The 24,910-nt window shown below is 60.3% G+C and carries 30 protein-coding genes, 1 tRNA gene and 1 other RNA gene; 13 read left to right on the top strand and 19 right to left on the bottom strand.

The window, feature by feature from the left end; genetic code table 11:
* Positions 1 to 237: 237 nt before the first annotated feature.
* Complete coding sequence (locus tag SYN63AY4M2_RS13230; protein WP_099812049.1) at positions 238 to 990, bottom strand: 5'-methylthioadenosine/adenosylhomocysteine nucleosidase; 753 nt, start codon at positions 988 to 990, stop codon at positions 238 to 240.
* Positions 991 to 1,018: 28 nt separating this feature from the next.
* Positions 1,019 to 1,366 (bottom strand): (2Fe-2S)-binding protein, encoded by a 348-nt coding sequence (locus SYN63AY4M2_RS13235; protein WP_099812050.1) that lies wholly within the window; start codon positions 1,364 to 1,366, stop codon positions 1,019 to 1,021.
* A 123-nt stretch (positions 1,367 to 1,489) separates the two neighbouring features.
* On the opposite strand from SYN63AY4M2_RS13235, the gene SYN63AY4M2_RS13240 reads away from it, so the two are divergent.
* From SYN63AY4M2_RS13240 to nuoK, 5 genes are all read left to right on the top strand, one after another.
* The gene (locus tag SYN63AY4M2_RS13240) at positions 1,490 to 1,957 is read left to right on the top strand and encodes a YbjN domain-containing protein (protein WP_099812051.1); all 468 of its coding nucleotides are present in this window, start codon (positions 1,490 to 1,492) and stop codon (positions 1,955 to 1,957) included.
* The gene (locus tag SYN63AY4M2_RS13245; protein ID WP_099812052.1) at positions 1,957 to 2,688 is read left to right on the top strand and encodes a ligase; all 732 of its coding nucleotides are present in this window, start codon (positions 1,957 to 1,959) and stop codon (positions 2,686 to 2,688) included. The genes SYN63AY4M2_RS13240 and SYN63AY4M2_RS13245 overlap by 1 nt, the downstream gene beginning before the upstream one ends.
* Positions 2,689 to 2,970: 282 nt before the next feature.
* Positions 2,971 to 4,341, top strand: a complete 1,371-nt coding sequence (locus SYN63AY4M2_RS13250) for a TPM domain-containing protein (RefSeq protein WP_099887451.1) — start codon at positions 2,971 to 2,973, stop codon at positions 4,339 to 4,341.
* A gap of 119 nt (positions 4,342 to 4,460) precedes the next feature.
* Positions 4,461 to 5,069: an NADH-quinone oxidoreductase subunit J gene (locus tag SYN63AY4M2_RS13255; protein ID WP_011430469.1), complete on the top strand. Its 609-nt coding sequence runs from the start codon at positions 4,461 to 4,463 to the stop codon at positions 5,067 to 5,069.
* A 79-nt stretch (positions 5,070 to 5,148) separates the two neighbouring features.
* Positions 5,149 to 5,454, top strand: coding sequence for an NADH-quinone oxidoreductase subunit NuoK (gene nuoK / locus SYN63AY4M2_RS13260; RefSeq protein ID WP_041439067.1), 306 nt, complete (start codon positions 5,149 to 5,151; stop codon positions 5,452 to 5,454).
* 22 nt (positions 5,455 to 5,476) lie between these two features.
* Here nuoK and SYN63AY4M2_RS13265 read toward each other — a convergent pair whose 3' ends face one another.
* Complete coding sequence (locus SYN63AY4M2_RS13265) at positions 5,477 to 5,977, bottom strand: low molecular weight protein-tyrosine-phosphatase (protein ID WP_011430467.1); 501 nt, start codon at positions 5,975 to 5,977, stop codon at positions 5,477 to 5,479.
* 151 nt (positions 5,978 to 6,128) lie between these two features.
* Here SYN63AY4M2_RS13265 and SYN63AY4M2_RS13270 point away from each other — a divergent pair, with 151 nt between their 5' ends.
* Both SYN63AY4M2_RS13270 and SYN63AY4M2_RS13275 read left to right on the top strand, forming a co-directional pair.
* A complete protein-coding gene (locus SYN63AY4M2_RS13270) occupies positions 6,129 to 6,377 on the top strand; it encodes a hypothetical protein (protein ID WP_011430466.1) in 249 nt (82 codons plus the stop codon).
* A 58-nt stretch (positions 6,378 to 6,435) separates the two neighbouring features.
* Positions 6,436 to 7,086, top strand: coding sequence for an ABC transporter ATP-binding protein (locus SYN63AY4M2_RS13275; RefSeq protein WP_011430465.1), 651 nt, complete (start codon positions 6,436 to 6,438; stop codon positions 7,084 to 7,086).
* Here the strand turns inward: SYN63AY4M2_RS13275 and SYN63AY4M2_RS13280 are convergent.
* Complete coding sequence (locus SYN63AY4M2_RS13280; protein WP_071813517.1) at positions 7,077 to 8,210, bottom strand: M23 family metallopeptidase; 1,134 nt, start codon at positions 8,208 to 8,210, stop codon at positions 7,077 to 7,079. The two genes, SYN63AY4M2_RS13275 and SYN63AY4M2_RS13280, sit on opposite strands and share 10 nt — an antisense overlap.
* Before the next feature lie 814 nt (positions 8,211 to 9,024).
* On the opposite strand from SYN63AY4M2_RS13280, the gene eda reads away from it, so the two are divergent.
* From eda to SYN63AY4M2_RS13295, 3 genes are all read left to right on the top strand, one after another.
* Complete coding sequence (gene eda, locus SYN63AY4M2_RS13285; protein WP_011430463.1) at positions 9,025 to 9,765, top strand: bifunctional 4-hydroxy-2-oxoglutarate aldolase/2-dehydro-3-deoxy-phosphogluconate aldolase; 741 nt, start codon at positions 9,025 to 9,027, stop codon at positions 9,763 to 9,765.
* Between the two features lie 385 nt (positions 9,766 to 10,150).
* Positions 10,151 to 10,642 (top strand): rRNA maturation RNase YbeY, encoded by a 492-nt coding sequence (ybeY, locus tag SYN63AY4M2_RS13290; RefSeq protein WP_041438372.1) that lies wholly within the window; start codon positions 10,151 to 10,153, stop codon positions 10,640 to 10,642.
* Entirely contained in the window at positions 10,626 to 11,168 is a 543-nt protein-coding gene (locus SYN63AY4M2_RS13295; protein WP_099812054.1) for a diacylglycerol kinase family protein, read from the top strand. Before ybeY ends, SYN63AY4M2_RS13295 begins: the two co-directional genes overlap by 17 nt.
* A gap of 228 nt (positions 11,169 to 11,396) precedes the next feature.
* On the opposite strand, the gene thrB is transcribed toward SYN63AY4M2_RS13295, so the two are convergent.
* The 3 genes from thrB to SYN63AY4M2_RS13310 all read right to left on the bottom strand — a co-directional run bounded on the left by thrB (position 11,397) and on the right by SYN63AY4M2_RS13310 (position 14,995).
* A complete protein-coding gene (thrB, locus tag SYN63AY4M2_RS13300) occupies positions 11,397 to 12,317 on the bottom strand; it encodes a homoserine kinase (protein ID WP_011430460.1) in 921 nt (306 codons plus the stop codon).
* A 72-nt stretch (positions 12,318 to 12,389) separates the two neighbouring features.
* Positions 12,390 to 13,601, bottom strand: coding sequence for an ABC transporter permease (locus SYN63AY4M2_RS13305; protein ID WP_011430459.1), 1,212 nt, complete (start codon positions 13,599 to 13,601; stop codon positions 12,390 to 12,392).
* Positions 13,598 to 14,995 (bottom strand): efflux RND transporter periplasmic adaptor subunit, encoded by a 1,398-nt coding sequence (locus SYN63AY4M2_RS13310; protein WP_011430458.1) that lies wholly within the window; start codon positions 14,993 to 14,995, stop codon positions 13,598 to 13,600. The genes SYN63AY4M2_RS13305 and SYN63AY4M2_RS13310 overlap by 4 nt, the downstream gene beginning before the upstream one ends.
* 171 nt (positions 14,996 to 15,166) lie before the next feature.
* Here SYN63AY4M2_RS13310 and rplS point away from each other — a divergent pair, with 171 nt between their 5' ends.
* Both rplS and SYN63AY4M2_RS13320 read left to right on the top strand, forming a co-directional pair.
* On the top strand, positions 15,167 to 15,550 hold the full coding sequence (gene rplS, locus SYN63AY4M2_RS13315) for a 50S ribosomal protein L19 (RefSeq protein ID WP_206337019.1): 384 nt from the start codon (positions 15,167 to 15,169) through the stop codon (positions 15,548 to 15,550).
* 62 nt (positions 15,551 to 15,612) lie between these two features.
* Positions 15,613 to 15,685 (top strand) — tRNA-Trp (locus SYN63AY4M2_RS13320).
* 261 nt (positions 15,686 to 15,946) lie between these two features.
* On the opposite strand, the gene SYN63AY4M2_RS13325 is transcribed toward SYN63AY4M2_RS13320, so the two are convergent.
* The 12 genes from SYN63AY4M2_RS13325 to SYN63AY4M2_RS13380 all read right to left on the bottom strand — a co-directional run bounded on the left by SYN63AY4M2_RS13325 (position 15,947) and on the right by SYN63AY4M2_RS13380 (position 24,021).
* Positions 15,947 to 16,360: a hypothetical protein gene (locus SYN63AY4M2_RS13325; RefSeq protein ID WP_011430456.1), complete on the bottom strand. Its 414-nt coding sequence runs from the start codon at positions 16,358 to 16,360 to the stop codon at positions 15,947 to 15,949.
* Between the two features lie 41 nt (positions 16,361 to 16,401).
* An RNA gene (gene ffs / locus SYN63AY4M2_RS13330) (signal recognition particle sRNA small type) lies at positions 16,402 to 16,499 on the bottom strand.
* Positions 16,500 to 16,628: 129 nt separating this feature from the next.
* Positions 16,629 to 17,345 (bottom strand): BMC domain-containing protein, encoded by a 717-nt coding sequence (locus tag SYN63AY4M2_RS13335; RefSeq protein ID WP_011430455.1) that lies wholly within the window; start codon positions 17,343 to 17,345, stop codon positions 16,629 to 16,631.
* A 31-nt stretch (positions 17,346 to 17,376) separates the two neighbouring features.
* Positions 17,377 to 18,084 (bottom strand): hypothetical protein, encoded by a 708-nt coding sequence (locus SYN63AY4M2_RS13340; protein WP_099812056.1) that lies wholly within the window; start codon positions 18,082 to 18,084, stop codon positions 17,377 to 17,379.
* A 62-nt stretch (positions 18,085 to 18,146) separates the two neighbouring features.
* Positions 18,147 to 20,111: a ribulose bisphosphate carboxylase small subunit gene (locus SYN63AY4M2_RS13345; protein ID WP_099887452.1), complete on the bottom strand. Its 1,965-nt coding sequence runs from the start codon at positions 20,109 to 20,111 to the stop codon at positions 18,147 to 18,149.
* Between the two features lie 48 nt (positions 20,112 to 20,159).
* Positions 20,160 to 20,459 (bottom strand): EutN/CcmL family microcompartment protein, encoded by a 300-nt coding sequence (locus SYN63AY4M2_RS13350; protein ID WP_011430452.1) that lies wholly within the window; start codon positions 20,457 to 20,459, stop codon positions 20,160 to 20,162.
* Complete coding sequence (locus SYN63AY4M2_RS13355) at positions 20,460 to 20,801, bottom strand: carbon dioxide-concentrating mechanism protein CcmK (protein ID WP_011430451.1); 342 nt, start codon at positions 20,799 to 20,801, stop codon at positions 20,460 to 20,462.
* A 91-nt stretch (positions 20,802 to 20,892) separates the two neighbouring features.
* Complete coding sequence (locus SYN63AY4M2_RS13360; protein WP_011430450.1) at positions 20,893 to 21,201, bottom strand: carbon dioxide-concentrating mechanism protein CcmK; 309 nt, start codon at positions 21,199 to 21,201, stop codon at positions 20,893 to 20,895.
* A gap of 531 nt (positions 21,202 to 21,732) precedes the next feature.
* Entirely contained in the window at positions 21,733 to 22,458 is a 726-nt protein-coding gene (locus SYN63AY4M2_RS13365; protein ID WP_011430448.1) for an ABC transporter ATP-binding protein, read from the bottom strand.
* A gap of 21 nt (positions 22,459 to 22,479) precedes the next feature.
* A complete protein-coding gene (locus tag SYN63AY4M2_RS13370; protein ID WP_011430447.1) occupies positions 22,480 to 23,319 on the bottom strand; it encodes an FtsQ-type POTRA domain-containing protein in 840 nt (279 codons plus the stop codon).
* A 42-nt stretch (positions 23,320 to 23,361) separates the two neighbouring features.
* Complete coding sequence (locus SYN63AY4M2_RS13375) at positions 23,362 to 23,580, bottom strand: NAD(P)H-quinone oxidoreductase subunit O (protein WP_011430446.1); 219 nt, start codon at positions 23,578 to 23,580, stop codon at positions 23,362 to 23,364.
* 54 nt (positions 23,581 to 23,634) lie between these two features.
* The gene (locus SYN63AY4M2_RS13380; RefSeq protein ID WP_011430445.1) at positions 23,635 to 24,021 is read right to left on the bottom strand and encodes a hypothetical protein; all 387 of its coding nucleotides are present in this window, start codon (positions 24,019 to 24,021) and stop codon (positions 23,635 to 23,637) included.
* Positions 24,022 to 24,423: 402 nt separating this feature from the next.
* On the opposite strand from SYN63AY4M2_RS13380, the gene SYN63AY4M2_RS13875 reads away from it, so the two are divergent.
* Complete coding sequence (locus SYN63AY4M2_RS13875; RefSeq protein WP_011430444.1) at positions 24,424 to 24,591, top strand: hypothetical protein; 168 nt, start codon at positions 24,424 to 24,426, stop codon at positions 24,589 to 24,591.
* Positions 24,592 to 24,910 lie beyond the last annotated feature (319 nt).

Raw genomic sequence — 24,910 nt, forward strand, 5'->3', positions numbered from 1 at the left:
GGGCGGTGGGACTGCCGCTCTCTGGCTGTGGAGGATCCTGGTTTACCAGTCCGTTGAAGCAGCAACTCCGGGAAGTGATTCTCGGAAGCTCCCGTCTACAGCCCGTCAGGGCCTAGCGGGAGAGGATGTCACCTTGGCCGCCCGCGCCGGGGCAGGAGCTAGCTTACAGACAGGGAGTAATCTGACCTCTGTTGGCAGGCGTCGCTTCCTCCCCACGGCTAGCCGCGCTGCGTTTTTCTAAGGAGGGGGAGGCAAGCTCTGTAGAACGCTGTGAACCACCGCTGCCGAGTTGAGAGCCGCTGTCTGAAAAAAAGTTAGGAAATCGGTATCGCTCCCTATGTCGCTAACCGATCGGACCAGCAGACAAGGGATCCCAGCTTCTTGCGCCACCCGTACCACCGCCGCTCCTTCCATTTCCACGACCAGGGCTCCGGTGCGCTCGCGAATTTGATGCCGGAGCTTGGCGTCGGCCACAAATACATCGCCCGTGGCCACCAGGCCTTGGTGGATGACCGGCTGCCGCCCCTGCAGCGGGTGAAGAGGGATCCGCTCCCCTTGGGCCACGATCAGGTCGTAAAGGGCACTATCGGCCTCCGCTAGAGGATGGCGCAACTCAGGGATAAAGTCGATCCCCAAGACAAAGCCTTCGGGCCGTCCGGTGCCGAAATCGTGCTCGATGGCGGCATGGGCCAGCACCACATCCCCCATCTGCAGGTGATCGGCCAAGGCGCCGGCCACGCCGGTAAAGATAATGCCCCGCAAAGGGAAGTGGGCCACCAACAGGGCTGCCGTAGTTGCCGCTCGCACCTTGCCCACCCCCCCTTGAACTACCACCACCGGCTGTCCGGCCAGGGATCCCTGATGGAACTGCCGCCCCAGATGGGTATGGACAGAGTTGATCTCCATTGCTTGGGTGAGCATGGCCACTTCTTCCGGCAGGGCCCCCAAAATGCCGACAGCCTTTTGGGAGGGGTGGGATGGAGTTTCCATAGGGCTTCCCTTAGGTTTTTGAGAATCCTCAGGTTTGAGAGGCGGGCGGGATCCGCTGTCCCCACAGGCCTGGCCATTTGGTGACTTTGAGATCTCCCAGCACCTGCACCTGACAGGCCAAGCGCAGCCCGTTGCCGTCCTGGGCCGCCGCCGTGGACGGGAGTTGGTGGGGTGGCAAAGACAGGCGGGCCCGTTCTCGCCAGCCCATAGGGGAAACAGCCCCTTCGATTTGTACGGCACAGGTGCCCAGACCGCGGCAGTTGAGGATAGGAGCCGGCGGGTTGTAGAGCGGGATCCCGGCTTGCAGCAGCACCTGGCGCAGGTTGGCGCCCGCCTCATAAGCGAGGGTGCGTCCTTGAACGTCAGGCTGGGGCATAGGTAACCTTCCCAACCGCGAACAGTTCTATTCTGGCCTGAGCCGGATCCGGCAGCATGGCAGGTAGGTGGGAGGGCTAGGCAGTATAGTTAAGGTGGTTAGACAGGGAGTAGGGGAAAGACCATGGTCTACAGCGAGCCGCTCATCGACCGTTCTCCAGAAGGTTTTCCAGGCCTGATGGAAGAGCCCCCTCGCTACGTTGAAGTTGTCTCAGCAGTAGTTTCCAGCCTCAAAGAAGATGCCGCCTACGAGAACCACGAGCAGGGCCACACCTGGAAATTCACCTACGGCAGCGTGGAAGTGTTCGTCCACCTGAGCGGCGAATCCCCCGAAGATACCCTGTTGGTGTGGTCTCCCGTGCTCTCTCTGCCGGTGGCGGAGCCGGCTAAGCTCATGCAGAAGCTGCTGGAGAAAAACTGGAGCGAAACTCTGGAAGCCCGTTTTTGCATCTGGAACAACCAAGTGGTGCTAAACCACCACCGCCCTCTGGAAGGGCTCAGCGCTGGCGAGATCTCGCGCGCCATCACCCTTGTGGCCAGCTTGGCCGATGAGTACGATGAGCAGCTCCAGGCTGAGTTTCCCAAAGCTTGATGGGATCCCAGGGCTCTTGGCTGCCCTATCGCGTGGCCGCTGGCGGCTGGCAGATGGAGCAGGACTTTTGGCTTTTGCAGCGGCTGCGCCAGGATCCCAGGCCCTGTTTGCGCTTTTACGGCTGGGATCGGCTTACCCTCTCTCTGGGACGTCACCAGGCCTGGCCAGATCTGCCGCCAGGGATCCCGATGGTGCGCCGGCCCACCGGAGGACGGGCGGTGTTGCACCAGGCGGCGGAAGATGCAGCAGAGCTGACCTACAGCTTGGTGTTGCCCCTCTCTTACCTCCAAGCTCGGCTGCCCAATTTGCGGCGAGCCCAGGTGTACGACTTCTGCTGCCGTTTTTGGGTAGAGGGGCTGGCGGCGCTGGGCATTGAGGTGGATGCTCCCGCTTCTGTCCGCGGCCAAGGTGGCCAGGATCGGGGCTACCGCAACAAAATCAGTTGCTTTGCCGCCCGTACCCGTGCCGATCTAAGCTGGCAGCGCAAAAAGCTGATGGGCAACGCCCAACTGTGGCAACCCTGGGGGATCCTGCAACAGGGATCCCTCCTGTTGCGGCCCAATCCCGAGCTGTGGGAACGGTACCTGCCCGGATCGCAAGTGATTGGCGTGTACGACCTTTGCCCAACAGCGCCGGGGATCCCTGCTTTGATCGAACATTTTCTCCAAATGGCCCAGGAGTGCTTTGAGGTGGAATGGCAAGAAGAAGCCTGGCCCGCACTGCTGGCTTAGTTTCTGGTTTCTAATCAACCATCGAGGGAGCAAGAAATCGCTTGACTCTTGCTGAAAAAGAGTTGTGCAGAAAAATCCGGAAGGCTTTGCAGCTAGACCGAAGAAGATTTTCCCTTGCTTAGAGCTCTAGCCTCTTTCCCCTGCGAAAAGAGGAAAGCCAAGACTCGTCCCAGCGCTATTTTTTGTGTCGACAAACACCAAAGGCAAAGCAGCAAGAGACTGCTACCCTCTCCATCCCCAATAGCTGTGCTAAAACCAAGGCAGCGCTCAGCCAGGTAAGCCATGCCGAAAGTTTGGGCGGCAGTTTTGCTAGGCATTTTCTTACTGCCGCAGCCCGCTTGGGCCATTACCCTCGAGCAAGTGCCCAACCCCCGCCGCAGCTATGGGGGATGGGTTTCCGACACCGCCGACATCCTCAGCAGTAGCACTGAAAACGAGCTAAACCGTCTCCTCACCCAGCTTGAGCAGCGCACCGGTGCCGAGATGGCGGTGGTCACGGTACCCAATACCCAGGGATATGCCACGCCGAAAGCGTTCACCACGCAACTGTTCAACTACTGGGGCATTGGCAAGGCTGGCCAAAACAATGGCGTGTTGTTTCTTATCTCGGTGGGGGATCGGCGGGTAGAAATTGAAACCGGCAGGGGTTTGGCCACCATCCTTCCCGACAGCCGCGTTCAGCAGATTATCGACCAGCAGATCCTGCCCAAGTTTCGCAATAGGGATTTCGATGGCGGCACCTTGGCGGGAGTACGGCAGTTAGCCTCAGTCCTGCAGGGGCAGCCGGTTGCCGAGGTTCCTTCAGCCGCTTCTCAAGCTTCCACTTCTCTTTCCACCGCAGCCGTTCCTCGAGCGGTTGGAACGGGATCCCTGGCTGCCGCTCAAAGCTCACTGGAAGGGATCCTGCTGCTGTTGGGGATCATTATCCTAGGGGTGGGGTGGCAGCGCTCCCGCCAGCCGGTCTATCTTAAGGCCGAGCGGGGAGGAGCAAAAGTCCTGTCCCTGACACGCCGAGAGCAGGGGACAATGGCTGCCCTCTCCTCACTGCAGAGCGATCCCATTCGCTTGTTTCTCTATTCCGGCTCCCTCTGCTTTGGCCTCTTCCTGTTGTCAGCCAGCGGCAACTGGCTGGTACCGGGGCTGCCCTTCCTGGCGGTTGTGGCCGCCGACAGCATCTTGGGCTCGAAGCGTGGGATCCCGTTTCAGCCGGTGGTCTGTCAAAGCTGCGGTCGGCCCATGCGCCCCATCCAGCCGCAAGTTCTGGATAAGCAACTTCCCCCAGCGCATCGCCTGGCCAAAAGCCGCCGCAGAGCCCGCTACTACGGCTGGTTTTGCCCTAGCTGTCAGGGGGCAGCTGTGGTTGTTCGCGAGAATGGATTTTATCGCCACCTTTATTGCCCTAGATGTCAAGCTCTTACCCTTGACCTCACCACCCAGGTTCTCAGGAAAGCCACTTACACCTCTGAGGGCCTGAAGCTGGAAATCCTAACCTGTTCTATCTGCGGCTACCGCAGCCAGCGAGAGGTTGAGATCCCGAGGCTCAGCAGGGATAGGGACTTTGATAGGGATTCTGATAGAGATTCTGATAGAGATTCTGATAGGGATTTCGGGGGCGGCAGCAGTAGCGGTGGCGGAGCAGGCGGCAGTTGGTGAGACCCAACTCTAGAGATTTCTCTATCGATTGAACAAGGGGGTTGGGCTTCTCTTAAATCCGCCGGGACAGTACAGTGGTAAGGGAGCAGCGATAGCGATTTGTTAAGGACGAAGATCCCATGACCCTTGCAGAAGGCGTGCAACTGGTTACCTTTGGGGTGCTCTCGGCGATGGCCATCGGCTTTGCCCTGGGAGTGGTTTGGGCCCCCAACATCGTCTATTCCGGCTTTCTATTGGGGGGCGTTTTCTTGAGCATGGCCGGGCTGTACCTCCTCTTGAATGCCGATTTTGTGGCTGCAGCTCAGGTGTTGATCTACGTCGGCGCCGTCAACGTGCTGATCCTGTTCGCCATCATGCTGGTGAACCGGCGCTATACTTTCGCTCCTTTGAAGTTGGGCTGGCTGCGCAATGGGGTGACGGCGGCGGTGTGTTTGGGGCTGTTTGCCCTCCTGACGGCAATGGCCCTGAATACCCCCTGGCAGTTGGAGCCGATCCAGCCCACGAGCAGTGCTTTGGTGATGGGTGGGCATTTCTTTAGCGACTATCTGTTGCCGTTCGAGTTGGCTTCTGTTTTGCTGCTGATGGCGTTGATCGGGGCCATTGTGCTGGCGCGTCGAGAGTTTGTCGTTCCCCAAGCCCAAGAAGGGGATCTCAGCTTGCTGGAGCGGGCCCGGCCACAGCTTGAATCGGAGTCGGAACGCCCAGCAGAGCTGGTGAGCACGCGTTGAAGCTGCCTGCTCTCGGCCATACAGCCCAGCGTTTTCCTGATGCCCCTCTCATCTGTATCCAGTGGAGCCTCTTGTGATGTTGCAACTGCAGTTTTTCTTGGTGGTCGCGGCAATTCTTTTCTGCATCGGCATCTACGGCTTGATCGTCAGTCGCAACGCCATTCGGGTGTTGATGTCGATTGAGCTGATGCTCAACGCCGTCAACCTGAACTTTATGGCTTTCTCCAACTTTGTCGACTCGGGCTTGATTCGCGGCCAAGTGTTTTCGGTATTTGTCATCACCGTGGCGGCTGCCGAGGCGGCAGTGGGCTTGGCCATTGTGTTGGGGATCTACCGCAACCGCGCCACCATCGACATGGAGAGCTTTAACCTGCTCAGGTGGTAGTTGTTTTCTTGATCGATGACTTTCAGGTGCGGCTGGGCAGCGGCGGGCATTGGATCCCAGGGATCAGGGATTCCAGCAGGCCGCTGCAGGCGTCCCAGAGCAGCTCGATCACGTAGTGAAACCCTGCCTCGCCCCCGTAGTAGGGATCCGGAACTTCTTCATCGGTGTGAGAACGACAGTAGCTACAGATTAGGCGTACCTTGTCGGCATATCTTCTCTGGGGATCGAGGCTGAGGATATCGCGGTAATTTTGCCGATCCATGGCCAGGATCAGGTCGAACTCCCGCAGATCCAAAGGATGTATTTGCCGGGCTTGGCCGTGCAGCTCCAGTCCATAGCGCTGGGCAACTTGTCGCATGCGGCGATCTGGGGGACTGCCGAGGTGGTAGGCGGCTGTACCTGCCGAATCGCAGAGGATGTCCCCCTCATGGCCGCTGCTCTGCAGCAGGTGGTTGGTGATCCCTTCGGCAGCGGGAGAACGGCAGATGTTGCCCAGGCACACAAACAGCAGCTTTTGGCTCATGGATCCCTCGACGGCAGTGAACATTTCCCACCGCATTATCTGCGTTTTGCGGCCCAGAGTACAGAAGCAGGCGAGAGGGGATAGGGCCCTCAGGCGGCAGCGGGACAGATTCTTGGCCAGAATGGAGCTAGTTCCCCTGGTGAGATGTCTTATGCCAGATGCCACCCGCTACCCCCACCCGCAGGATGTGGCCAACCTCATTCTCTACTTGCAAACGGAGCTGGCTCTGTTTGAACAATGGGCTGCTCAAGAAGGGATCCCGTCTGCGGCTCTGCGCCCCATCGAGCGCTCCCAAGAGGCTTTGCGGCGAGCTGTAGATCAACTGGAGCTGCGGGAGTGGTACCGCGAACTCACCTATGGCTTTCGGGATCAGTTGGGGCGCCTAGAAGAATGGTTGTAGCTGTCCGGCAGAGCTTTCCAGTGCCAAAATAACGACAACTTTCCCAGGGGCGCCGCTCATGTTGCAGGTTCAGGATCTCTGCTACCACCCGGCAACCCTCCCTCAGCCGATTCTCCGGGATCTCTCCTTTGAGCTGGGCCTGAATCAGTTGGGGCTGATCGTGGGCAAAAGTGGGGCCGGCAAGAGCACCCTGCTGGAAATTTTGGCCGGCTTGGCGCGGCCCACGCGCGGGCGGATTGCCTGGGGAGGAACAGAGCTCTCCCCCCAGCAGTTGCGCAGCATGGCGGGGCTGGTGTTTCAGTTCCCGGAGCGTCACTTTTGTGGCTTGACGGTGCTAGAGGAAATGCGCTTCGGCCACCCGGAGCTGCAACAAAAGGAGATTGAAAACGTTCTCAAACAGGTGGGATTGGAAGGGATCCCTCTGTGCACCTCCCCCAACCATCTCAGTGGCGGACAACAACGGCGCTTGGCCCTGGCGGTACAGCTTATTCGCGGCCCGCTGCTACTGCTGCTGGACGAGCCGACGGCAGGGCTGGACTGGTCGGTGCGGCGGCAGTTGATCGAGCTGCTGGCCCGGCTGAAATCCACCTGGACGGTGTTGGTGGTTTCCCACGACCCAGAGGAGCTATCCTCCATTGCCGATGTGCGGTGGATCTTGCAGGCGGGATCCCTGCAGCCGTTGCCGACAGATGCGCTGCTTCAAAGGTAGCGGCGGGGATCCACCGGCTGGCCGTTGACCCGCACCTCGAAGTGAACGTGGGGGCCGGTGGAGAGGCCGGTGGAGCCGGAAGCGGCAATGGCCTGCCCCCGCTGTACCTGCTGACCCACCCCAACGGCGACGCGGCTGTTGTGGGCGTACAGGGTGGTGATGCCGCCGCCGTGGTTGACAATCACCGTGTAGCCGTAGCCGCCATACCAGCCGGCGTAGATGACGGTGCCCCGGTCTGATGCCCGAACTGGCGTGCCGGTGGGCACACCGAAGTCGATCCCCGCATGGAAGCGGCGGCTTCCGTAGATGGGGTGAACCCGCCAGCCGAAGCCGCTGGTGATTGGCCCGCGCACTGGTGGGATCAACCGGCCTGTCCCCTGAACCGGATCTCTGCCCCCCCGCTGCTGAGCCTGCTGGGCGATCAGTTGCTGGATGAGGATGGTCAACTGTTGGGAATCGGCTTCCAAACGCCGTTGGGCTGCTTCATAGGCGGCGCGCTCGTTGGCCAGGCGGCCCACCAGTTGCTCTTGGGCGGCAGCCTGCTGCTGCAGTTGGTTTTTCTGGGCTGCCAGCTCCTGCAAGATTAAAGAAATCTCGTTGCGCTGCGCTTCCAGGGCGATCCGCTGCTGATCCACCTCCTTGGCCATCACCTGCAGCTCTCGGATCAACTGCCGGTCGGCTTCGATTAGCAATTGCAACTGGTGGCGGCGATCGAAAAACTCGTTGAGGTCGCGGCTGGTGAGCAGCAAAGCCCACCAATGTTCCGCCCCCTGCCGCTGCATGTAGCGCAAGCGGGCGGCCGTGCCCTGCTGCTGCCGTCTCAGGCGGTCTTCCAGCTCTTGGAGCTCCTTCTGCGCTTGCTCTAGCGCCCTCTGGGCCTGTTCCAGACGATATTGGTTGTCGCGAAGGCTAGCTTCTGTCTGTTGGATGTTTTGCCGCAGGGATCCCATGCGGCGACGGGCTTCTTCTTCCGCTTGGCGCAGCTCTCCCAGGCGTCGCTGGGTGCCCCGGATTTGTTGCTGGATCTGTTGCTGCCGCTGTTGCAGTTGGTGGAGATTCTGCGCCTGAGATGGAGCAACCCGCCACAGTCCCCCCAGCACCAGGAGGGCGAGCAACCCGACCATCACCCATGCCTTCAGGCTGTGTGTCCCACAACTGAGCTTGACCACTCCCCACACCCTCGGCAACCAACCTACCGACCCTAAGAATACAAAGATTCGCAAGGACTGATCGAGCCCAATCGCGCTGTTGCCCGCTGTCGTTACTCCAAATCGTTACAAGATACAAGCAAAACGGCTGGGTTATTTTCAATACCAGTAAAACCGTTCATTCCTTCAATTCCTGACTTCCCCCTCCCTTTGAGAGAGGGGCTGGGGGCGAGGGATCCTCACTGCGGCTAGGTTCGTATCGATCTCCAGATCCCACAGGTCTAATCGGTGCCCAACCTAAACAACCGGCAAGCCAGAGCAACCTCGACACAACATCCAGACAATGGCGATAAACTAGCCGCTCACCTGCCGGCAAAACCTCATGCCAGTAAGATGAAAACGATCAATGCCAACCAGAAAGTTACCTCGTAGAGATGGGCTACCATGCGCCACCTTTCCCCTGAGGGAGCTTCCTCCTCTCCTCTGCCGAGTTCAATGTTGGTTAAGGAGCTAACAAGGCTGCAGATAGCTACTAAAATGAGAGACCAGCGACGCCATGAAAGGATGGGAAAAGTAAGCGCTCCAACGAGTGCTACAAACCCGCAAACAGTTGCCCCTATAAACACCACTTTTGCCTGTTCTTTATTCTATTTTAGCCTTCTTCTCAAAAGGAAATTTGTTATAGCTTGTCATTGTTTTACCGTCGGGCTGTTTGGTTATTTTTAATTGCAATTAAACTTAAAATCAACCCAAGCAAGGTAGAAATCGATGAGAGAGGGCTTTTCCACAGATGGTGTTTGAGGGTTCTGAACAGAGCTTCAGAGAGGGATGGCGGCACCCCTGGCTACTCCATTTGTGGCAGCAGCCCCTGATCGCGGTGATCCGCCTCTCGGCCAGCCCGGCCCAAGCCCTTGAGGGATCCACCCTGGCCATCCGGGCCGGGATCCGCCACATTGAGATCACTCCCCAAGTTCCCCGGTATCTGGAGTTGATTGCCCAACTGCGGCAAGACTACCCGCATTGCTGGGTAGGGGTGGGCACGGTTTTAAATCGGCAGATGGCAGAGCAGGCTTGGCAGGCGGGAGCCCAATTCTATGTTTGCCCCTTTGCGGACGAGAGCATCATCCGCTGGGGTCGGGAAGCAGGGCTGCCCATTGTGCCCGGCGCCCTCACCCCCGGCGAGATCTGGAGGGCCTGGCAGGCCGGGGCAACGGCAGTAAAGGTGTTTCCGGCAGAAAGCCTTGGCGGATCCCGTTACCTGCGCCATCTGCAACCGGTGCTGGGATCCCTGCCTTTGATCCCAACTGGGGGGGTTACCTTGGCCAATGCAGCAGAATATCTGCAGGCAGGGGCCTGGGCTGTCGGCATCGCCGGGGATCTCTTCCCGGCGGAGCTTCTTTCCCAGCAAGGGGTTGATCCAGACAGTTGCCGGCAAGAGCTGGAAAATCGGCTGCGGCAAACGCTACAACAGCTTGCCAGCCAGAGGGTCGCCGCAGCCTGGCCCGAACTTCCGGGTGAACCCCCAGAGTAGGGGGCGCGTTGACGCTCCCCGCACTTGAGTGGGGAGATGGCCGAGCACCCTGGCAGCAAACTTTGGAGGGCGCTGCCCAGCCGCACCCCCGACATCCCTCAGACAAAGAAAGTCCGAGAGTTGCGTCTGATTTCCCTATCACCTTGGCCGCCGCTCCCCTTACATGGGGTTCCTTGACTTCCCCCTTCCAGGGTTTGCAGCGTATTTGCCTGGGGAGGCGTCTTTTATGGCTATCGCAGCGGCACCCTAGCACAGCCAGCAATGTTAGCGCTACAGTACATTGAAGGTTTGTACCACTGGCAAAGGCGACTCAAGTCGTGGGTGGCCGTTCCGCTCCGTACTCAATGGGGCCAGCGAGCCAATTTTGGGTGTGAGTGAGGCCTGCATGGAGGGATTCCTGGATCTGTACCTGGAGCTAAACGTCCCCAGCCCAGTTGAGGAAGCCACTTGGCACCGTTGGTTTGAGGTGTGGCTGCGGGAGCTGGGGGTGACGGATCCCTGCGAGCTCAGCCTTTGCCTCACCTCCGACGAGCACATCCGCCAGCTCAACCGCGAGTTTCGCCACATCGACGCTCCCACCGATGTCCTGGCCTTTGCCGCCGAGGAGACGTCCACCCCTGTCGAGCTGCAGAAGATAACAGGGGTGCGCCTGCTGGGGGATATCGTGATTTCGGTACCCACCGCTTGCGCGCAGGCAAAAGCCCAGGGGCAGCGGCTGTCGCGGGAATTGGCCTGGCTGGCCAGCCACGGCCTGCTGCATCTCTTGGGATGGGATCACCCCGATGAGCTTTCCCTACAGCGCATGCTGCAGCAACAGCACCACCTGCTTGCCGCCATCCAAGAAGACCTGGAGGTGACCCATGGCCAGCAGCCCTAGCCGTTTTCCCCAGCCGCTGCGTTTGGCGGCATTGCGACGGCGAGCCCCTTTCACTTCAGCGCAGGTCGATTCGGCCCATCCCTCCGAGGCACCAGACCCGGGAGCCGAGGCTGACCTCGCGGCGCAGGATCCCTGGCAGCGCCCCCCCTCGTGGCAGGTGGCCACTAGCCTAAGTAAAAGCTTCTACTATGCAGGAAAGGGCCTGCTGTACGCCGCCCGCACCCAGCGCAACTTTCGCATCCACCTGGCTATGGCGGTAGTGGCCTTTGTCTTAGGGTTGGCCCTGCGGCTGAGCGCCGTAGAAATGGCCCTGATCAGCTTGACCAGCGGGATGGTGATGGCCTTGGAGCTGGTGAATACTGCCCTGGAAGCAGTGGTGGATCTGACCCTGGGCAGCCGCTATCACCTGCTGGCAGAAATTGCCAAAGATTGCGCTGCTGGAGCGGTGTTAGTGGCAGCGATGGCGGCTTTGGCTGTGGCAGCTTGGCTGTTTCTCCCCCCCTTGCTGCTGCTGCTGCCAGGGTAGGGACGCCGAAAAAGTTTTGCCCAGCCTCTCAAGGGATCCCATCCCAAACAGGTTTGTGCTGTGGATTCCTGGCTCCCCTCTCCCGCAGGGAAAGGGGTTAAGGGGTGAGGGATAAGGAGGGTCGGGAACTTGAGTGGGAGGGCGGTGTCCTAGTCTGCGAAAGGCCTATACGCCTAAAAGCACGACCCCTTTGTAATCGGGGTGACCAGCTTGACCCAAGGGCCTCCTCTATATTTGGGAATGGATCACCACCCGTCCCCCCTGTCGATCCAAATTCAGGGGTTTGGCCTCTGCTTCGATATCCAGTTGCTCCCAGGCGCCGACCATGGCGCATCCCACCCGTTCTCGCTCCTCCGGGGCGCAGAAGGCTAAAAGCGTGGGGCCAGCCCCGCTGATCACCACCCCATAGGCCCCGGCAGCCAGAGCCGCTGCCTGGACGGTTTTGAAGCCGGTAATCAGCTCCATGCGCGCCGGTTGGTGCAGTCGATCCTGCAAGGCCACCTTCAGCCAGTCCGCCCGCCCCGACTGCAGGCTGCGGATAAGCAGCCCCAGGTGACTGACGGAAAAGACAGCATCCGCCAGGCTGACGGACTTGGGCAGGATCTCGCGGGCCGCCTGGGTAGACAGCTTAAAGTTAGGCACCGCCGCCACTAGGCCGATGCGCTCGTGCCAATCCACCGGGCAAAATACCCATTGCCCCTGCTGCCCCTGCACACAGAGTTGACAGCCGCCCTGGAGGGCGGGCACCACGTTGTCGGGATGGCCTTCAAGGGCAATGGCCAACTGCAGGAGGGTCTCAGGAGCCAGGTTCAGCGATCCAAGAGCATTAGCCCCCAACAGGCCGCCGACAATGGCAGTGGCAGAGCTGCCCAGGCCCCGCGCCAGGGGCACGTTGAGGGTGATCTCAATCTCCACCCCCGGCACCGGCTTGCTTAGCAGCTCGAAAGCACGGCAGAAAGCGCGGTACACCAGGTTGTCCTTGCTCTGGCTGATGTGATCGCTGCCGCGATAGTGGATGCTGAGGCCGGTGGGAATCTCGCGAAATTGGAAGTGGTTGTAGAGCTCCAGGGCTGCACCGATGCAATCGAACCCCGGCCCCAAGTTAGCGGTGGTGGCGGGGACGATCACCTCTACTCGCTCTCTAACCAAGGGGGAAGCTCCTTAGCGAACGGCGGGCAACTCAATACCTGTAAGCCCCCATTATCCTACGAATGGGAGATCTCAGGCTCGCAGGGCCTCGATGGGATCTAGTTGCGCCGCTTGGCGGGCCGGGAAAATGCCGAAAACCACCCCGATCCCCGTCGAGAGGGAAAAGGACACCGCCACCGCCACTGCATCCACGCGGGTGGCCAGGGGGGTGAACACTTGCAGCGCCACCAGCAGGCCGCTGCTGAGGAGGATCCCGGCCACGCCCCCGCTGACGGCAATGAGAATAGCTTCGGTGGCAAACTGCTGCAAAATTTGCCGGCTATCGGCGCCGATCGCCTTGCGCAACCCGATCTCGGAGGTGCGTTCCGACACCGAGATCAGCATCACATTCATGATCCCCACCCCGCCCACCAGCAGCGAGAGGGCCGCCGTGCCGGTCAGCAGCACCCGCAGCAAGGTTAAGATCCTGGCCGCCCCGTCCAGCAACACCTTTTGGTTGCGGACGACGAAGTCATCCTCCCCCACCAGTTGGTGCCGTTGCCGCAGCAAGTTGCGGATCTGGAACTCGGCAGCCGGCAGATCTGCTTCGGAGCGGGCCGAGACGAAGATCGCCGTCAGTTCCAGGCCATAGGGGGAGCGCCGCCCCACAAACCGGTTGGCCACCACATCCACCGGCAAAAACAGGCCGGCATCGCTGTTGCCAAACACCGTTGGCTTAGAACGCAACGTGCCGATTACCTCGAAGGGCAGGTTGTTCAGCAGCACCGTCTCCCCGATGGCGGCAGCGGGATCCAAGCCGAACAGCTCGCGGGCGGCCTCGCTGCCCAGCACCACCACCGGGCGCTGCTCCTCAATATCCGCTGGCAAGAGAAAGCGCCCCTCCTCGATCTCCAAATTCAGCACCGACAAATACTCCGGCCAGGTGCCTGTGGCCTCATAGCGGCGATCCACTCCCCCCCGCACGGCGCGCACATTGACCACAAGACTGGGGACGGCTGCCGACACAGCGGGCACTTCCGCGGCAATTGCCCGTAGATCGTCGAGGGTAATGGGACGGGTGTTGCTGGCGTCCGCCAGGCCCAAGCTGGAAGAAAAGACAATGAGCAAGTTGGTGCCCAAAGAACGGAACTGATCCACGGCCAGCTCCTGGGCAGCATGGCCAAACCCGGCAATGGCCACGACGGCGGCGTTGCCGATGAGGATCCCTAACATGCTTAAACCGGTGCGCAGGCGGTAGCGGCGCACCATTTGCCAGGCCATTCGGGCTGCAATCGGTAGGCTCATGGGTGTGGCTTGATTTGAGCGGTTTCGCTGCGATTTTGCTCTTGTCGGATCAAAGTCTCCAGGTTCACCCCCGGCGGCAGCGCCGTAAAGACCCGATCCCCCGCCCGCAAGCCGGAGAGCACTTGGGTGATCCCGCCCTGGGTGAGGCCTGTTTCCACCGGTCGATAGACGGGCCGCTGGGTTCGCGGATCCAGCAGGATCACTCCCTCTTGGCCCTGCTCCCGCAAGATGGCCACCGAGGGCACCGTGAGCGCCTGAGGCTGCCGCTCCCCGATAAAATCCACCGAGACGTTCATGCCGGTGCGCAAAAAGTCTGCCCCCGCCTCCGGTTCGATCATGACCCGAAAGACGGTGACCTCCCGCACCACCACCGTGGCAGGGGCAATCCGCTTCACCCGCCCCTGCACCACCCGATCCGGATAGGCCAGGGAGCGGATCTCCACCGGCTGCCCCACCCGCACCTGGGCAATCTGCGCCTCCGGCACCTCGGCTCGCACCTCGATCCCCTGGGCCAGCGCCAAGATAGAGCTGGAAGAAGCGGCGGTGGCATCGGAAGCTGCGGTAGTGGGAGTTACAAAGGATCCCACCTCGGCAAAGCGCTGGACAACCACGCCGGAAAAGGGCGCCCGGATCTCGGCCTCAGCCAGGCGAGATTGCCGCTGGGCCAGCTCTGCCTCCGCTTGGGCAATCTGAGCTTGGATCTGCTGCAGCGTTTCTGGGCGGCTACCTGACCGCAATCGCTCCAGCTCCTGTTGAGCCGCTTGCCAGTCCGCCTGCGCCTGTTCCAGGCGGGCCAGGCGTTGATCCAGCTCGCTACGGGCCACCACCCCCTGCTGCACCAGGGTCTGAATCCGCTCCAATTCCCTTTCGGCCAACCTCACTTGCGACCGCGCCGCATCCACCCTGGCCTGGGCCGCCGCGATCACCTGGGGTCGCTCGCCAGCTTGCAGTTCCGCTAGGCGGGCCTGTAGCTCTTGGATGCGGGCTTGGGCTTGGCGAATGCCGCTGGCTAAATCCCCGTAATCCATCCGAGCCAACACTTGCCCTGCCACTACCTCATCTCCCTGATCCACCAGCAGCTCTGCCAGACGACCGGACTCGCGGGGGCTGACATTCACCTGCCGGATCGGCTGCACCTGGCCGCTCACCCGCAGGCGTTGGGCGAGATCTGTCACCTGCACGGGCACCGTTAGCCTCTCCAGGCGCTGGGCCGTCTGTTGCCGGAGCTGACGCTGAACGAGAATGCCGCCGCCCAAGCCGGCTAACAATATCCCCACAAGGATCCAGCCGATGGGCAGTCCTCTGTTGTGGGATCCGGTCTGTGGCAGAGGTTGGTCAGCAGATTTGGCAGGGGTTGGGGATCCCGTCTGGGGCTCATTGGTGCGCAGGATCACAAAAGTCTCTCGCCTTTAACAAGGGCTTTCTCTGTATCCAGCCTATTGAAAAAGGAGAGGGGGTGCAAACGCGGTTTCCCGCATGGCCATTGGGTTCGGACGGCTGGCAAGCTCTGTACAAAAAAAGGGGGGATTGCTACACTGATTAGCTGCCGATAACGCGGGAAAGCCATGAACGCTCGCATCAACGCCGAAGAGATCATCCGCTCCATCCAAGCGGCCCACATGAAGTCGGATCTGCCAGAGATCCATGTTGGCGATCAGGTACGGGTGGGGGTGCGCATTCAAGAGGGCGGCAAAGAGCGGGTGCAGGCCTTTGAAGGCACGGTCATTGCTATGCGTCACTCTGGATGCAACCGCACCATCACGGTGCGCAAGATTTTCCAGGGAATTGGAGTGGAGCGGGTCTTCCTAGTTCACTCGCCGCGCATCGACTCAATCCAGGTGTTGCGGCGTGGCAAGGTGCGGCGGGCCAAGCTGTTCTATCTGCGAAACCGAGTGGGCAAGGCCACTCGCATCAAAGCCAAAACGGATTCTAAAGAAGAAACCCTCTAAGGCTTTGGGCATACCTGCTACACTAGGTAAACTAGGTAAGGGGCTGACCCTTTACTACTCCTGCGTCCTTAGTTCAGTTGGTAGAACGTCGGTCTCCAAAACCGGATGTCGGGGGTTCGAGTCCTCCAGGACGCGTCAGCGGTTCGGCATTTTGAGGTGGCTTGGGGTAGATTCTCAAGCTTAAGCGCCCCGAGCTGCCAATTTTCAGAGAGAAGTCAGGGATCCAAGCCAACCGCTCCAACAAAAATTGGACGAGCCTGTTTAGACTCGCCGCTGCGGCCAAGGAACTTCGGCGGCAGCCGTTCGCAATCGGGCTGAGGGCGCTGCGGAGAGTCTTCCAGTTCCCCGTGAACGAGGATTAAAGAGATAGAGATCCCAACTTTTCCCGGGCCAAACCTAGGACTTCCTCGCTTCCTTCTTGATGCGATCCAACTCTGCCTGTAGCTCAGCAATCTGTTGGCGCAAACGGGCAGCTTCCGAAAGTTCAAGGGCAGTGCCAGTCTTGTCTTCAGCGTCGCCCATGTCGTCAATGTTGATCTTGCGAGGGGCGCCAGCAGACCTTTCCCCCCCCCTACGGTTGGCGTTGGCAGCGATGGCGTCCATGTAGGCCCGCGCCTCTTCGGCGGTCATCGCCCCCCGCTCCACCAATTCATCCACCAAAGCCTGGACCTGCTTGCGCAGCTCCAGCAGACGGCTGTTGGCTCTCCCGGCCACCTTTGCAGCATTGTCTGCCACCACCGCGGCCAAACCCATGCCGAAGTAGAAAGCCTTCTGAGCAAAGTTGGCGAGGGGGTTGTCTGTCTCGGCCATACAGGTGTGCGCTGCCAGGGCAGAGGTAAAACTTGGAAGAGGGCGACCCGGGTTGACGCGCCTGCTCAGAGCATCCCGTAGTGCTGCTATCTTCCGATCCTGACACGGTTTGGGCGTCGGAGCTGCACGGACCCAGGTCTTCCAGTAGCCTAACATTTTTCCTCTCTGCCCCGCTCGGCTTTCTGGAGGTGATCTCAGATCTTCTCCCCCTGTAGACGGCGGGAGGGGGCAGAGTACAGCGCGAGCCTTCCCGTCTTGCAAGGTAAACCTAAGGGGTTTCCGGCGGCTCCAGATAAACTGGGATCCGCTCCACAACGGTATCGCTGCGCCGCACCTCTTGTCCCTGGGCTTGGGGAATAGCCACCGGCAAGGTAACCGGTTGGGCAACGAAACAACTGGCCACCGGCAGAGCCTGCTCCAGTTCGTCGAGAGGGCGCGGGATCACAGCCACCGCGTTCAGCTCGCCGATGCGCTCTGCCTCGTACATGCCGGCATCGATGGCGATGGCCACGTTGGCCACCGTGCCCCGAATGATGGCCGTACACAGGCCGTCGCCAATGGTCTCGTAGGCGGCCAGTTGCACATCCGCCGTTTTCAGCATTGTGTCGGCGGCCCCTACCATAGCCGGAAAGCCGCGGGTTTCCAGCAGGCCCACGGCCAAGTTGCTGAGGCGGCTGTAGCCGCGGTTTTGTGCCAGTTGAGACAGCTTGCTGCTGACGGGCAGCACCGCCTCCAAGTTAGGCAAAGGCCGTGGAATGACCAAACTGGAGATCTCCTCTTGCTCAAACTGGCGGGCCACCTCGATCCCCTCCTCGATGGCAATGCGCACATCGGCAATCCCTCCCCGTACGATTGCCGTGCAGTAGCCTCCTGAGATCTTCTCAAAGCCGATCAGCGCCACCCCCGCCGACTTGGTCATGGCGTCGGCAATGCGCACAATGACCGGAAAGCTGCGTGTCTGAATAAGGCCCAAAGAGGTGGACATAGCACCCTACTTCTTTATGCCAGTGTAGCCCTCAAGACTGGCCACCCCCAGAGGATAGGATCTGCCGGTAAGGATAGATCTTGCCCAGCAGCCGATCCAGCTCCGAATAGCCCGGGATCCCATTTAGCTTGCGGGTCTTAGGGGATCTCGAGTTCTCTTGGGTTTGCTCAGCCGCCTCCTGCCAACGACGGGTTTGCTTTTCCACCTGGGCCAGCGGCGAGTCGGGGGGAGAGGGAGGGGTCGGCTCAGGCAAGGTTTCCTCAGGGGGTTCTATCGGCTCTTGCGGGGCCGCCGCCGACACGGGCTCTGCCTCGCTAGCCATGCCCACCTCCGCCTCTTGCCTGCTGGGATAGGTGGGATCCCCGACCAGCGAGCGGGGAGGGATCACCGCCTGGCTGAGCACTGAACAGTTGAGCAGCGTGGTTTCCGAGCCGATACAGGCGTTTTTGCCGATGGTGCCCTGCCCGATCACCAGCACCCCCATTCCCAAGGTGGCCCCCGCCTCCACGACGAGGGATCCCCCGCAGGCGTGCAGGATGGATCCCATGCCAATACAGACGCCTCGCCCGATCTCGATGCGACAGCCGGGGTTGGCCCGCAACAGCACTCCCGCTGCAATGCCTGCCCCTGCCTCCACCTGCACCTCGCCACTGACATAGTAGCGAGTTTCGCCGTTCTGGCTGGGCCAGGAGCGCAGCGTTGTAGAGGTGGGCAGAGGCAAAGCCAAGGTGCTCCTCATCGCTAGGAGGTCGGATCAAAACCAACCTTGAACCGACAGTGATCAGAGAACAGGCGGATCCCTCAAGGGGTTTGGATGATCTGCTCCAGCACCCGTCGTTTGGCTTTGGGGTCGATGCCCAGCAGGCGCACATACTCGCCGCGATGCTCCTCCAGGCAGGCTTCCAGAGCCGCCACCACCTGGGGCAGCTGGCTGGCCTCGATAGGGCTGCAGCTCTGCCAAGAGGAGGTGCGAAAACGCCGCTTGTCCGCATGTTCGGTGCCGATGCGGTGGCCCTGGCTGAGCAATTGCTGCACCTGTGCCACCACCTCGCTGCTGAGTCGGGTGCTGGCAGGAACGGTGGAAACAGGAGTAGCCGCCGGGGATCCCTGGGCTGCAGGGGCAGGCGACTTGCCGCCGGGGGTTTGAATGACGCGCTCGTAAACCCGCTTTTTCCCCTTGGGATCGATCCCCAACAGGCGCACGTAGTGGCCTTGGTGCTCCGCCAAAGCAGCCGTCAGCTCGGCCAACACCTCCGGCCCGCGGCTGGCGCGAATGGTCGGCCCGGTCTGCCAAGAGGAGGTTTTGAAGCGGCGCTCGTCAGCATATTCGTAGCCGATGCGATAGCCCTGGGCCAGCAGCCGATGTACCTCTTCCTGTAACTCCAGGTCGAGGCCAGCAGCGCTCCCTCCCAGCTTGCCCCCCTCTGCGGGCGAGGCTGTCCCGCCGCTGCTGCTCATCTGGGGCGTTTGAATCACCTTCTCCAGCAGCCGCCGTTTGGCCTTGGGATCGATTCCCAGCAGGCGCACATACTCTCCCGTATGTTCGGCCAAGGCCGCCTGCACAGCCGCCAGGATCTCTTGGGCCGAGCCGCTCCAATTGCCCAAAGTCTGCCAGGAAGAGGTGCGGTAGCGGCGGACATCGGCCACCTCCAGGCCGACGCGATACCCCTGCGCCAATAGCGCCCGGATCTCCTCCTCCAAGCTGGCGTCAGGGCGCGGATTGGCTGCGCCGGAACCTGGGGCCGTAACCGAGACGTGGCTGGGGGATCCAGAAACGGTCGCCGGCCCCTCCGGGGTTTGGATGATCTGCTCCAACACCCGTCGTTTCGCCTTGGGGTCGATCCCCAACAGGCGCACGTATTCGCCGCGGTGCTCCGCCAAAATAGCCCCCAGCGATTGCATGACCTCGGCCTCGCGGGTGCTGGTGATCGGGCTTTCGCTCTGCCAGGAAGAGGTACGGAAGCGGCGGGCATCGGCATATTCCAGCCCTACCCGATAGCCTTGGGCCAACAGGGCGCGAACTTGCTCCACCACCTCCGGCTTGAGAAGGGATCCGCCGCCGTTCCGGCCGTCGGCGCGAGAGGAGGAATGAGTCATGGATGCCGTCTCCGTAGCCGTTGGGTTAGAGGTGCGCGACCGCAGAAGTTCGTTGCGAATGGGAGCAATACAGACCAGGTTTTCGCTGCAGTGATAGCCTTCCAGCAGAGCCTGGTTGATGCCGATCACATGTTGGGCAAACTTGGCATCGCTATCCTGCACATCGGGCAGCCGATCCGCCTCAGCTTGCGTGGTGATGATGGAGCCGGAGGGCACATACTTGCCCGGCGGGATCTCCACATCCTGGATCAAGCAGTGCAACATGACGATGCAGCCATCCCCCACCCGCGCGTTGAACACCGTGGAGCGGAAGCCGATAAAGCAGTTGTTGCCCACATAGGCTGGCCCGTGGATCAAGGCCATGTGGGCAATGGAGGTGTTCTTGCCAATCCACACGGAGTAGGGTTGGCCATCTTCCCCAATGACCCGCCCTTGCTCCAGGCCGTGGATTACCACCCCATCCTGGACGTTGGAGCCGTCGCCAATGTAGAAGGGAGAGCCCTCATCCGCACGGATGGAAGTTCCTGGGGCAATCAGCACCTGGGCGCCCACGCGCACATCCCCGATGAGATTGGAAAAGGAATGCACGTAGGCAGAGGGATGGATGGTCGGCTCCGCCAGGCGGCGAGACCAGGGCGTTGGCGGCGCAGCATAGGTGTGAGCAGGCATAACCGTGAGCCTCTAGAACACGTCAGAGAGAGGAAGGAGGGATCCCAGCTAGCGTTGGTCGCGCTTGTTGTAGAGGGAGCGACCGCCGATGCTGACGGTATCGATGATCGCCATCACCACTGCATCCAGCGGACGGGTTTCGTTTCCCTGCGGCTGGCGAGCTGCGCTGCCCTGGCTGACCAGCACCCACTCCTCGGCGCCGGCCCCCACCGGATCGGCAGCTACAGCGTAGTCGGGCTGCGGTCGGCCCTCGAGATCGACATACTGCACCACCAGAAACTTCACGCCTGTCAGGCTGGGATCCTTCTGGGTGCTGGTAACAGTGCCCCGCACAATCGCGATACGCATCTAGGGACGGGTGAAGGGACGGATGGCGTTGACCCCTTCGCGGAACTGAGCCACATCCTCGGTGTAGCGAATGGGCAACACGTACTCTAGGTTTTCGTGGGGACGGGCGATGATGTGCCAGGAGAGCAACTGGCCGCCATTGACCCGCTTCACCGACTCGATCCCGGCGGCCACCGAGGCCTGCACCTCGGAGACATCGCCCCGTACGATCACGGTGACGCGCCCGCTGCTGATTTTTTCATAACCCACCAGGGTGACGCGCGCGGCCTTTACCATGGCGTCGGCAGCTTCCACCACTGCCGGGAAGCCCAGGGTTTCGATCATTCCGACTGCAATAGCCATAGGGACTCCTTACGCTGAAATTGTGGAGGGGGTTGGAACCTGTCCAGATTTTCTGGATCGGGTCAATTCCAGGCTAAGTGCAACTACTCAGTTAGGTACGAAACTGCTCCACTGCCTCCGTGTAGCGGATGGGCAGCACAAACTCCAGGTTTTCGTGGGGACGGGCGATGATGTGGTGGGAGAGGATCTCGCCCCCACTCACCCGTTTGGCAGACTCCAAGCCAGCGGCCACCGAGGCCTGCACCTCGGAGACATCGCCCCGTACGATCACGGTGACGCGCCCGCTGCCAATTTTTTCGTAACCCACTAGGGTGACGCGCGCGGCCTTTACCATGGCGTCGGCAGCTTCCACTACTGCCGGGAACCCGCGGGTTTCGATCATTCCGACTGCAATAGGCATATCAACTCTCCACTTTTGAACACTCAGTTCCTGAACGTTGCCGAACCCAGCAATAAGGCCAATCGATCTCCAAATTGATCTCGCCTATTGGGTTCGATCCTGCAATTTCCCTCGAACTCATCCAAGAGATCCTCTGCCCAACCCTCAGTGGACAGCTCTTCTCGGCAACACCTACTCCAGCCACCACAGACCTCCCCCTGGAGAGAAGGCCGTGCCCAACCCCCGACCTCAGACTCAATCAGACGGAGGCCAGAAAAGGTTGTGGGAGCCATCCGGGTTAACCACAACTGTCGCTCAGGCGGGCAAAGCTGCCAACTCCAGGCCAAGTCCCCATCTTTCTTGCACAAGATCGATCATACAAAATCGACGAGGACGCCCCAGAGAAGGGATCCCCCGACTCAACAAAATGATATCCCCATTCAATCCTGGACGAAAATCAATATTTTTAATTAGCACGATAGCTTTTTATTAAGAGAGACAAAATTGTTATCAACTCAAAAATAATTCTTGACATCTTTTCAGCTTTTGCCGTTATCGGCGCAGCGAGGGGGGCACTTCCAAGTCATGGGCTTCCATGAGGTCGGGTTGGCTCATCAGATGGGCCGGGGATCCCTGGGCGCAAATCCGGCCTTGATCTAAGAGGATCACCCGATCGCACACTTCCAGGATCAGTTCCAGATCGTGGGAAGCGAGCAGAAAGGTGTGCGTTGCTTGCAACAAAAAGGCGATTAGCCGGCGACGGGCGCGCAGATCCAGGTTGGCAGTCGGCTCATCGTAGAGTACCAACTGCGGCTGCATTGCCAGGATCCCGGCGATCGCGACCATGCGTTTTTCACCGCCGGAGAGATGATGGGGGGGACAGTTGGCCAAATTCAGGGTGCCGGTCATCGCCAGGGTTGCTTGGACCACAGCCGCGACCTCTGTCTCAGAACGTCCCAGGTTGCGCGGCCCAAAGGCTACATCCTCGGCCACCGAGGCGGCAAACAGTTGATCGTCGGGATCCTGAAACACCAGCCCCACCTCAGGGCGAAACTGGCCAGGCTGGAGCGGCTGCCCAAACAAAGTGATCTGGCCGGAACAGGGGGGCAACAGGCCAGCGAGGGCCAGGAACAGGGTGGTTTTGCCGGCGCCATTGGGGCCAATGATTCCTAGGCGCTGCCCGGCCTCAACCCGCAGATCCAGCCCTTGCAGCACCGGCGGACAACCGGGATAGGCGACCCACAACTGTTTGACCTCCACCGCCGGCGCTGTGTTCATGGCAGCAAGCTCATCCCAGGGCTAGCGCTGCTCCCAATGCTTCCAGCGCTTCTGGGTGGCGGCAGGGGTGAGCTGCAGGGTGGGTACGCTGGGGCTGGTCAGGTCGATCTGGAGAATTTCGTCGGGTGTACACTCGCAGTGGCGGCGCAGATCCCGCATTTGGTTGAGGGTTTGAATTTGCAGAGGCAGGCGGTCAGAAATCGGCCCCAGATAGACGTTGCCCAGCTCAGTGTGGAGCGTGATTCCCTCTCCCGACTGCCAATCTACGGTCTCGATCTGGATCTCAGCCTGTTGCAGGGCTTCGAGCAACAAGGCCCATTGCTCGGGCGCGTGGTTCTCCCAGCCCAGCAACTCCAGCTCAGGCCAGGAAAGGGAGGATCCGCTGTGGCGTCGAAAGGGATCGGGGGGCAGCCAATGGCCTTGCCGATCCACCCAGCCTGTCTGGTCGCCCCGACGGGCGCGCGCGACCAGTTGCCGTTCCCGCACCTGGACGATCACCCCCACCGGCAGCAGCCGCCGCTGTACCTGGACGCTTTCGATGGGAGAAGGGCGGGCCGGGGATGCCAGCAAGGCTCTTTCCAACACAGCCGGCTGCACCTGCCAGAGGTTCATTGGATAGGTCAGAGGCAGTTGCTCCCGGATCCAGTCGGGGTCGACCCAGTAGCTGCCCTTTACCTGAATTTGCTCCGGCCGGCGAATTTGCCAGTAGGGCTGCTGCAGGCCCAACACCAGCAGCGTCAGAACGCCCATCGAGCTGGCCAAGCGCCAGGATCCCTGCCAAAAGCGCTTGCGCCGTTGCTGACGCAAAAGTCGCCTGCGTTGCAGAAGTTGGTCGCGCGTGGGAGAAGCCAGAGGTACCATTAGCCCTCCCTCAAGCCAAAGGGGAGCATTCCATGCTCCTATTCAACTCGCGATCTCCTCGACCTGATCCGCCCGCAGCCAAATTGGAGGGGTGGGAACAGCCCCAAACTTAATCTGGAGGTAGTCGTCCTTGATATCCACCACTTCTCCAGGAGTTTCGAAGACGTAGTTGGGAATCAAAGGGTCGCTGGCCTGGGCTTCCAGGCTGCCTTGCAGTTTCTCGCGGATGGCCCGCACCAAAGTGCCTCGCTTAATCGCCATTGCCCCTCCTTCGATAGCCGTTGTATCCTGTGCCGCCAATAAGCCGGGTCCAGCCTACTTGCGCTTCAGGCTGCGGGCCATGTTGCGAAACATGTCCATGTCAGATCCCCCCTGGCGGCGTGAGCCTGCTCCACTGCTGCTGTTTGAGGTGGAAGAGCTTTGCTCAGGGGCTTTGGCCTGTTCTACGGCCAACTTAACTTTGCTTAGGGAAGAAACCTGCTCCACCACCTCCACCTTCTCCGTAGAGCCGAAATCCTGGAAGGTGTGCTTCACGATCCTAGGAGTGCGCATGTATTCGATGTTGCCAAGGGTTTTGGCCTCATCTGGGTCGAGAAAGAAGGTGTTGTCTTTCTTTTTGGCCGGCTGAGCAGCCGTCCCTGATGAAGGTTTGGAATCTGCCTGACCACGAGAGCCGAAAAAGCGCCTGAAGATGCCCACCATTGGTGTCTTGCCTGCAATGCGAAGAAAGTTGAGCCGGATCCCTAGACGTCGGGTCAGCCAGCCGCAGCTAGAAAGGTGACGGCTGAGCCCGGCTATGAAATCATGTTAAGCCAACTCAGGATAACATGCTCCCTGGCTGCAGGACGGCTTTCTCGGCCACATGTTCAACTCTCGGAGGCTCTGCCAGGGGAGGACCTTCGACCCTAGGCAAGTAGTCTGGCCAAGGGCAGCGAGCACATCCTCAGTCACGGCTCTTTAGTAAGTTTGGGGATCCCAATGACTGGCCAATGTACAGTTTTTTTGCTGGAAAATCCGTGTTGGCTCCCTTTTTGAGCTATGGCTTGACTCTTCACAATCAGTATGGGCAAGCAGTGTTAAGCCCGATCCCAGGAGGGGCAAACTATGACCATTCGATCCATCGTTGAAGAAGTCTTGCAAACTCGCCACTTTACCTCAGAACACGAGAGCCTAATCTACCGCCTGTTGTGCGATCGGTGTTTTGACGAGGCCGATTTGAAGGCATTGGCTTACCTGAGCGACGCTATGGTTCAGGGAATTGTTCAGCACTAGCCTCGGGATCCCTAAATAATTACAGGCGGCACTCCGGATGCCCGTCTTACGGAGAGGGCCCAAAAACTTTTGGGATCCCTTCCTCTGCGAAACCCTTTAGGCTCAAGAAGCTTCTGAGATCATCTCCAGAAGTGCGAGCGAAATTACCTGGCAGGCGTTGGGGAGCAAGCGTTACCCCTCTGCCTGCGAGGTGTAATGTATGGCAACCCTGAGCGGACTGCCTAAATTCAAGGCTGTGCCGATGCAGCGAGCCAAGATTTGAATGTTTTGCTTTTGCTCCGCCGATTCTAAAATCCTGGTAGAGGCCTTGCTCGGGCTG

It is taken from the genome of Synechococcus sp. 63AY4M2 (assembly GCF_002760475.1).
GTDB lineage: Bacteria > Cyanobacteriota > Cyanobacteriia > Thermostichales > Thermostichaceae > Thermostichus.

What these genes read in the sequence shown, in the direction of transcription:
- SYN63AY4M2_RS13270 (WP_011430466.1), top strand. Translation starts at nt 6,129, where the DNA reads ATGCCAGATGCCACCCGCTACCCCCACCCGCAGGATGTGGCCAACCTC.
- SYN63AY4M2_RS13380 (WP_011430445.1), bottom strand. Translation starts at nt 24,021, where the DNA reads ATGGTGGGCATCTTCAGGCGCTTTTTCGGCTCTCGTGGTCAGGCAGAT.
- SYN63AY4M2_RS13280 (WP_071813517.1), bottom strand. Translation starts at nt 8,210, where the DNA reads ATGGTCGGGTTGCTCGCCCTCCTGGTGCTGGGGGGACTGTGGCGGGTT.
- SYN63AY4M2_RS13875 (WP_011430444.1), top strand. Translation starts at nt 24,424, where the DNA reads ATGACCATTCGATCCATCGTTGAAGAAGTCTTGCAAACTCGCCACTTT.
- SYN63AY4M2_RS13255 (WP_011430469.1), top strand. Translation starts at nt 4,461, where the DNA reads ATGACCCTTGCAGAAGGCGTGCAACTGGTTACCTTTGGGGTGCTCTCG.
- SYN63AY4M2_RS13240 (WP_099812051.1), top strand. Translation starts at nt 1,490, where the DNA reads ATGGTCTACAGCGAGCCGCTCATCGACCGTTCTCCAGAAGGTTTTCCA.
- SYN63AY4M2_RS13230 (WP_099812049.1), bottom strand. Translation starts at nt 990, where the DNA reads ATGGAAACTCCATCCCACCCCTCCCAAAAGGCTGTCGGCATTTTGGGG.
- SYN63AY4M2_RS13365 (WP_011430448.1), bottom strand. Translation starts at nt 22,458, where the DNA reads ATGAACACAGCGCCGGCGGTGGAGGTCAAACAGTTGTGGGTCGCCTAT.
- SYN63AY4M2_RS13355 (WP_011430451.1), bottom strand. Translation starts at nt 20,801, where the DNA reads ATGGCTATTGCAGTCGGAATGATCGAAACCCTGGGCTTCCCGGCAGTG.
- SYN63AY4M2_RS13235 (WP_099812050.1), bottom strand. Translation starts at nt 1,366, where the DNA reads ATGCCCCAGCCTGACGTTCAAGGACGCACCCTCGCTTATGAGGCGGGC.
- SYN63AY4M2_RS13375 (WP_011430446.1), bottom strand. Translation starts at nt 23,580, where the DNA reads ATGGCGATTAAGCGAGGCACTTTGGTGCGGGCCATCCGCGAGAAACTG.
- SYN63AY4M2_RS13265 (WP_011430467.1), bottom strand. Translation starts at nt 5,977, where the DNA reads ATGAGCCAAAAGCTGCTGTTTGTGTGCCTGGGCAACATCTGCCGTTCT.
- SYN63AY4M2_RS13345 (WP_099887452.1), bottom strand. Translation starts at nt 20,111, where the DNA reads ATGCCTGCTCACACCTATGCTGCGCCGCCAACGCCCTGGTCTCGCCGC.
- ybeY (WP_041438372.1), top strand. Translation starts at nt 10,151, where the DNA reads ATGGAGGGATTCCTGGATCTGTACCTGGAGCTAAACGTCCCCAGCCCA.
- SYN63AY4M2_RS13370 (WP_011430447.1), bottom strand. Translation starts at nt 23,319, where the DNA reads ATGGTACCTCTGGCTTCTCCCACGCGCGACCAACTTCTGCAACGCAGG.
- eda (WP_011430463.1), top strand. Translation starts at nt 9,025, where the DNA reads ATGGTGTTTGAGGGTTCTGAACAGAGCTTCAGAGAGGGATGGCGGCAC.
- SYN63AY4M2_RS13335 (WP_011430455.1), bottom strand. Translation starts at nt 17,345, where the DNA reads ATGTCCACCTCTTTGGGCCTTATTCAGACACGCAGCTTTCCGGTCATT.
- SYN63AY4M2_RS13305 (WP_011430459.1), bottom strand. Translation starts at nt 13,601, where the DNA reads ATGAGCCTACCGATTGCAGCCCGAATGGCCTGGCAAATGGTGCGCCGC.
- rplS (WP_206337019.1), top strand. Translation starts at nt 15,167, where the DNA reads ATGAACGCTCGCATCAACGCCGAAGAGATCATCCGCTCCATCCAAGCG.
- SYN63AY4M2_RS13245 (WP_099812052.1), top strand. Translation starts at nt 1,957, where the DNA reads ATGGGATCCCAGGGCTCTTGGCTGCCCTATCGCGTGGCCGCTGGCGGC.
- SYN63AY4M2_RS13340 (WP_099812056.1), bottom strand. Translation starts at nt 18,084, where the DNA reads ATGAGGAGCACCTTGGCTTTGCCTCTGCCCACCTCTACAACGCTGCGC.
- SYN63AY4M2_RS13360 (WP_011430450.1), bottom strand. Translation starts at nt 21,201, where the DNA reads ATGCCTATTGCAGTCGGAATGATCGAAACCCGCGGGTTCCCGGCAGTA.
- SYN63AY4M2_RS13295 (WP_099812054.1), top strand. Translation starts at nt 10,626, where the DNA reads ATGGCCAGCAGCCCTAGCCGTTTTCCCCAGCCGCTGCGTTTGGCGGCA.
- SYN63AY4M2_RS13350 (WP_011430452.1), bottom strand. Translation starts at nt 20,459, where the DNA reads ATGCGTATCGCGATTGTGCGGGGCACTGTTACCAGCACCCAGAAGGAT.
- SYN63AY4M2_RS13250 (WP_099887451.1), top strand. Translation starts at nt 2,971, where the DNA reads ATGCCGAAAGTTTGGGCGGCAGTTTTGCTAGGCATTTTCTTACTGCCG.
- SYN63AY4M2_RS13275 (WP_011430465.1), top strand. Translation starts at nt 6,436, where the DNA reads ATGTTGCAGGTTCAGGATCTCTGCTACCACCCGGCAACCCTCCCTCAG.
- SYN63AY4M2_RS13325 (WP_011430456.1), bottom strand. Translation starts at nt 16,360, where the DNA reads ATGGCCGAGACAGACAACCCCCTCGCCAACTTTGCTCAGAAGGCTTTC.